Origin of the sequence: Vibrio sp. 10N.247.311.51 (assembly GCF_041467855.1) — a bacterium.
Lineage (GTDB): Bacteria > Pseudomonadota > Gammaproteobacteria > Enterobacterales > Vibrionaceae > Vibrio > Vibrio coralliirubri.
The window spans coordinates 665-6,164 of sequence record NZ_JBFSVK010000058.1; the positions used below are offsets into that span (position 1 = coordinate 665).

At 44.0% G+C, this 5,500-nt stretch carries 5 protein-coding genes and 2 tRNA genes; 4 read left to right on the top strand and 3 right to left on the bottom strand.

Annotation, left to right across the window (positions count from 1 at the left end; translation table 11 throughout):
• Window positions 1-122: 122 nt before the first annotated feature.
• Complete coding sequence (gene pssA, locus AB6E85_RS25600; protein WP_081231478.1) at window positions 123-1,463, bottom strand: CDP-diacylglycerol--serine O-phosphatidyltransferase; 1,341 nt, start codon at window positions 1,461-1,463, stop codon at window positions 123-125.
• A gap of 91 nt (window positions 1,464-1,554) precedes the next feature.
• Window positions 1,555-1,986, bottom strand: coding sequence for a GNAT family N-acetyltransferase (locus tag AB6E85_RS25605; protein WP_065677910.1), 432 nt, complete (start codon window positions 1,984-1,986; stop codon window positions 1,555-1,557).
• Window positions 1,987-2,052: 66 nt separating this feature from the next.
• On the opposite strand from AB6E85_RS25605, the gene murB reads away from it, so the two are divergent.
• Window positions 2,053-3,099, top strand: coding sequence for a UDP-N-acetylmuramate dehydrogenase (murB, locus tag AB6E85_RS25610; protein WP_372144777.1), 1,047 nt, complete (start codon window positions 2,053-2,055; stop codon window positions 3,097-3,099).
• Entirely contained in the window at window positions 3,096-4,061 is a 966-nt protein-coding gene (gene birA / locus AB6E85_RS25615; RefSeq protein ID WP_372144779.1) for a bifunctional biotin--[acetyl-CoA-carboxylase] ligase/biotin operon repressor BirA, read from the top strand. The genes murB and birA overlap by 4 nt, the downstream gene beginning before the upstream one ends.
• 7 nt (window positions 4,062-4,068) lie before the next feature.
• Here the strand turns inward: birA and coaA are convergent, their stop codons facing one another.
• Window positions 4,069-4,992 (bottom strand): type I pantothenate kinase, encoded by a 924-nt coding sequence (gene coaA / locus AB6E85_RS25620; protein ID WP_086775370.1) that lies wholly within the window; start codon window positions 4,990-4,992, stop codon window positions 4,069-4,071.
• A gap of 210 nt (window positions 4,993-5,202) precedes the next feature.
• Here coaA and AB6E85_RS25625 point away from each other — a divergent pair.
• Both AB6E85_RS25625 and AB6E85_RS25630 read left to right on the top strand, forming a co-directional pair.
• Window positions 5,203-5,278: transfer RNA gene (locus tag AB6E85_RS25625), tRNA-Thr, on the top strand.
• 44 nt (window positions 5,279-5,322) lie between these two features.
• Window positions 5,323-5,407 (top strand) — tRNA-Tyr (locus tag AB6E85_RS25630).
• Window positions 5,408-5,500: the final 93 nt, after the last annotated feature.

The following is a 5,500-nucleotide window of genomic DNA, read 5'->3' on the forward strand; positions in this document are numbered from 1 at the left end:
TATCTCGCTATCTCGCTATCTCGCTATCTCGCTATCTCGCTATCTCGCTATCTCGCTATCTCGTAGATACAAAAACGCCTAGCGTTTGCTAGGCGTTGATAAATAGTGTTTTGATACACCGACTACAGTATTTGTTTGAGTACTCTGTCGGCTTTTACACGAGTGATCTTACGAATCAACTTCTGAACTTCCATCGGGTAGCTCTCTACCTTGTCTAACTGCTTATAAGTACAGATAAGCTGAGTGTGTTGAAGGATATTATCCACTTCAGCTTGGAACTTATCAGTTAGGTGATGGTAGTTATCTTGGATAAAGATACCGTTCTCTAGATCCAGCTTCCATGCGCGAGGGTTTAGGTTATTACCTGTTAGTAACATGTAGCGCTTATCTACCCAAATGCCCTTTAGGTGGAAGCTATTGGAATCGTGTTGCCAAAGTCGAATTGATAGATTACGGCTAGCAATATGAGCTTCATTCGCTTTAGCGAAACGGCGTAAGTTCAGTTCGTAAAGGTATGGCAAACCACCAATCGTTTTAAATTCTTCTTCTGGTGAGATAAAGAAATCATTTGCTGTCTTATCGCCAACAACAATGCTGACCTTTACGCCACGCTTAAGCGCTTTCTTCACTTCTTTAGCTAGGCTAGGTGGGAAGTTGAAGTAAGGTGTGCAGATAAAGATTTCATCTTTAGCTTGAGCGACGAGTTGATTGATACCTTGATTCAGACGGTTGCGTCTTTTACCGATACCAACCAATGGTGTTACAGCCACTTGGTCTGCTGAAACCTCTTGCCCTTCGAATTGATACTGAGATCTAGCTAATGATGCACGAAACTGACGAATCGCTGGTTTCAGTTCTTTGGTCGCAGGCTTGTTCTTATCAGCCAGGTCATAAACAGCGCTGTCCGCAACCATCTGTTCGTGTACGTAGGTAAACATTGAGTCAGCAAGAGCCGCGTTGTTTAAAACGTGGTAACGATCAAAGCGATAGCGGTCATGGTAATTCAGGTAGATATTGTTAAGGCTTGCACCGCTGTATATCACGCTGTCATCGACGATAAAGCCTTTTAAGTGCAATACGCCAAAGACTTCTTTGCCACGAACGGGAATGCCGTAGACAGGCACAGAATGCTGATATTTTTCTGCAAACTCTTTATACATGGCTGCATTGCCTTCAGAAGACTCTGCACCAATCAATCCACGCTGCGCTCGGTGCCAATCGACACAAACGCTCACGTCTAATTCTGGATTCTTTTGCTTTGCTTCATATAAGGCAGTTAGGATCTCACGGCCAGCCTCATCATCTTCAAGATACAAAGCGACTAAACTAATACGAGTCGTTGCGCGAGATATCTCATCAAGTAGACGAGTTCGAAACTCTTGCGCTGATAGTAGTACTTCAAACTTGTCAGGATTCTGCGCTATGGTTGGCAACTGTATGAATGGATTCCTACTGGCAATCATATTGACTGTTTTACCTTAAAAATATGCAAAATTGCGAACCTTTAATTTTACCAAAGGGATAGCACCAAATACTAGATAATCGAGGCATTCTCTAACAATTTTGCTGATAATGCATAGGAATGAGATCTTTTCCGCTATTCGAATAGCGCTCGTATAAAACTCTTAAACCATTTGGTAGATCTTTAGGGTCTACTTGCACGAATTTGTGTCGCGCATAAAAATTGGTGAGATGAGCGTAAGCAAAGCAGTAATCGTCTTCAGAAAGCGTATGTTGCGCACAATAATCCATAAGCTGGGAGCCTAATTGCTGACCGCGATGTTGTTTTGATATCGCCATTCCAGTAAGTAAACGATTATTTTCTATTGTACGAAAACGCACGACACCGCACAGCTCGTCATCCAGCAATAACGAGTAGATCAGTTCACTCTTATTCGCTTTTCCCGTTGGGTAGTGTTCTTTATAGAAACGTTTAACTAGGGGAACCTTTACTGGGTCTAATTGAGTAATGATGACATTGTTCATTCAGTCACTGCGCCATTGGTTTATCTGCTGTAGAATGACCGCAGTGTAAGTTAATTGAATATCGCCATGCAATTCCATCTCAATGCTAGTTTAAAAAATGTTCATACTTTTTCCATCGATCAGACTTGTGATGCGTTGGTTGAAGTCACCACTACCGAAGAACTGATTTCGCTTTACAAAGACCCTAAATGGTCAGCTTTGCCTAAGTTAATACTGGGTAAGGGCAGTAATATGCTTTTTACTGAGCACTTCGCTGGCCTGGTCATCGTGAATAAATTAGCCGGGATTGAGCTGGCCGAGACGGACAGTCATCACCTACTGCATGTAAGTGGTGGCGAAGATTGGCCAAGCTTGGTTGAGTGGAGTGTGGATAAGGGGTTGGGTGGTCTAGAAAACCTAGCAATGATACCCGGCTGTTCAGGCTCTGCTCCAATTCAGAATATTGGTGCGTATGGTGTTGAGCTGCAAGATGTATGCGAGTATGTCGATATCCTGTGTCTGGATACTTATACAGTTAAGCGATTAAGCAAAGAAGAGTGTCTCTTTGGTTACCGAGATTCTATTTTCAAACACGCTCTCTACGGTAAAGCGATTGTCGTTGCGATTGGTTTAACGTTGCCGAAAGAGTGGGAGCCATGCAATCACTATGGCCCGTTAAAAAGCCTAGCAGCCGATACGTTCTCCCCTCGCACTATATTTGATGAAGTGTGTGCTATCCGTTCAACTAAGCTGCCAGACCCTAGGGTACAAGGGAATGCGGGCAGCTTCTTCAAAAACCCTGTGATCACCAAAGATCATTTTGATCGCTTGTTAGCTCTATATCCAAACATTGTCGGCTATGAGAATAATGACATGATCAAAGTTGCGGCTGGCTGGCTGATTGATCAATGCCAGTTCAAGGGGGTGACAGAAGGTGGCGCTCAGGTTCACCCCAACCAAGCATTGGTTATCATCAATTATGATGAGGCTTCTGCTGTGGATATCCTTAAGCTTGCAGAGCGAGTGCGCCAGTCCGTCTTGAATAAATTCGATATTCGATTGGAACATGAAGTGCGCTTTATGGGACGAGACTGCGAGACAAACCTAGACAAGGCTTTGGAGTCATTGGCATGAGAGAACACAGTACCAAGCTTGCACTATTGAGATGCCTTGCTGACGGTGAGTTTCATTCTGGTGAAGACCTAGGTGAAATGATTGGTGTGTCACGAGCGGCTATCAGTAAGCACATTAAGGGTATTCAAGAATGGGGTTTAGATATCTATCGAGTACAAGGCAAGGGTTACAAGCTAGCTAGCCGTTTAGATATGCTTGACCAAGAAAAATTGTCTGCAGTTAGTCGCGATGCTTCTCTTGAGCTGATTCCCATCATAGGTTCTACAAACCAGCACCTATTAGAGCGTACTAACACCCTCGAATCGGGCTCTGTCTGTATTGCGGAATATCAAGCAGCGGGTCGTGGACGCCGTGGACGAGAGTGGGTATCGCCATTCGCTGCAAACCTCTATCTTTCAATGTATTGGAGACTTGACGCAGGGATGGCTGCCGCGATGGGCTTAAGCCTTGTTGTTGGTGTTGCTGTTGTTGAAGCTTTGGAAGAGATGGGTGTAGAAGGTGTAAAGCTCAAATGGCCGAACGACCTCTACCACAATGATAAGAAGCTTGCAGGTATCTTGGTCGAGCTGTCAGGACAGTCTGGTGGCGCTGCGCATATTGTGATTGGTTTAGGGCTAAACTTATCCATGGATCCAACAACATCAGGTATTGGCCAGCCATGGACTTCCCTTAAAGAAGTGTGTGATGGGAAGGTGCCAGACCGTAACCAGTTAGCGCAGGCTCTGATCAATGCTTGGGATAAGTCACTTGTCGACTATGAGTTGAAAGGGATGTCCAATTTTGTAGAGCGTTGGAACCGCTTGGATAATTTCTTAGGTCGCAATGTTAGATTGATCATTGGACCTAGAGAAATTGAAGGTGTTGTTCAAGGCATCGATGAACAAGGTGCTGTATTGCTCAAAACTGAGAATGGTGTCGAGAGCTATATTGGTGGCGAGATATCGCTAAGAAAAGGCGACTAAGGCGTTACTATTTTCTTAGTAATACTTCTTCAACCATATGATCTGCGCCTTTGCGTAGAATCAAGTGAGCCCTTTCTCGTGTCGGAAGGATATTCTGTTCAAGGTTCAAGCCATTAATTGAACTCCAGATACCTTCCGCTTTATCCAATGCGGCTTGGTTCGATAATTTAGTGTAATGACTAAAGTAAGAGCCAGGCTTAGTAAACGCACCATCGCGGAATTTCATAAAGCGATTGACGTACCATTCTTTGATTTGTTGGCTATCGGCGTCAACATAAAGTGAGAAATCAAGGAAGTCTGAAATAAACACGCGATGTGGCTCGTGTGGATAATTCATTCCGGTTTGTAAAACATTAAGCCCTTCAATAATAAGCACATCTGGTAGGTCGACGCACTTAACGTCATCAGTAATGTTGTACGTAAGGTGCGAGTAAACGGGGGCTGTGACATTTCTCTTGCATGCCTTTACATCCGAAACAAAGCTCACTAAACGCTTGATATCGTAAGACTCCGGAAAGCCCTTTTTGCTCATCAACCCTTTCTCTTCTAACACCTCGTTTGGATATAAAAAGCCATCGGTTGTCACTAGTTCAACTTTTGGGTGGTTTTCCCAGCGAGAGAGTAGGGCTTTAAGCAGACGCGCAGTGGTACTTTTGCCAACGGCTACGCTACCCGCAATACCTATGATAAAAGGTGGCGCTTTCTCTTTCTTATCTAGAAACTGGTGGAGTACCGAGTTTCTATTCTGTCTAGCTGCCACATAGAGGTTCAATAGACGAGATAGCGGTAGATAGATCTCAACTGCCTCTTCCATTGTGAGCTTTTCATTGATGCCTTGAAGCTCTTTTAAGTCGCTCTCAGAAAGTGTCATCGGAACTAAATTCCTTAGCTCAGACCAACGTTCGCGGTCAAATGACATAAATGGGCTCATACAAAACTCTATAGTGGATAACAAAACAAGTGCATGGAAAATACATCAAGCGATAGATAAATAAAATATCTTCCTGTACTAGATGCGGGTTAAAGACGTAAACCTTGAGCTAAATAGCCGTATGTAGGAGTTTGCTCAGAGAATTTTGCACTTTTTTTCAATTTGCTATTGCAAGGTGGAAAATCATTCAATAAAATGCGCCCCACTTGTGCCGACTTAGCTCAGTAGGTAGAGCAACTGACTTGTAATCAGTAGGTCACCAGTTCGATTCCGGTAGTCGGCACCACTTTCTCCCTTCCTTTAAGGAAAGCGAGAGAAAGCTCAAAATTTGGAGAGGTTCCCGAGTGGCCAAAGGGAGCAGACTGTAAATCTGTTGGCACTGCCTTCGATGGTTCGAATCCGTCCCTCTCCACCATATTCTAAAGGTTAAATAGCTCAAACAGAGTTACGTGTTGCGTGCATCGTATAATGGCTATTACCTCAGCCTTCCAAGCTGATGATGCGGGTT

Bases quoted from the DNA above. Each gene is read 5' to 3' on its own strand.
- pssA (WP_081231478.1), bottom strand. From the start codon at position 1,463: ATGATTGCCAGTAGGAATCCATTCATACAGTTGCCAACCATAGCGCAG.
- AB6E85_RS25605 (WP_065677910.1), bottom strand. From the start codon at position 1,986: ATGAACAATGTCATCATTACTCAATTAGACCCAGTAAAGGTTCCCCTA.
- murB (WP_372144777.1), top strand. From the start codon at position 2,053: ATGCAATTCCATCTCAATGCTAGTTTAAAAAATGTTCATACTTTTTCC.
- birA (WP_372144779.1), top strand. From the start codon at position 3,096: ATGAGAGAACACAGTACCAAGCTTGCACTATTGAGATGCCTTGCTGAC.
- coaA (WP_086775370.1), bottom strand. From the start codon at position 4,992: ATGAGCCCATTTATGTCATTTGACCGCGAACGTTGGTCTGAGCTAAGG.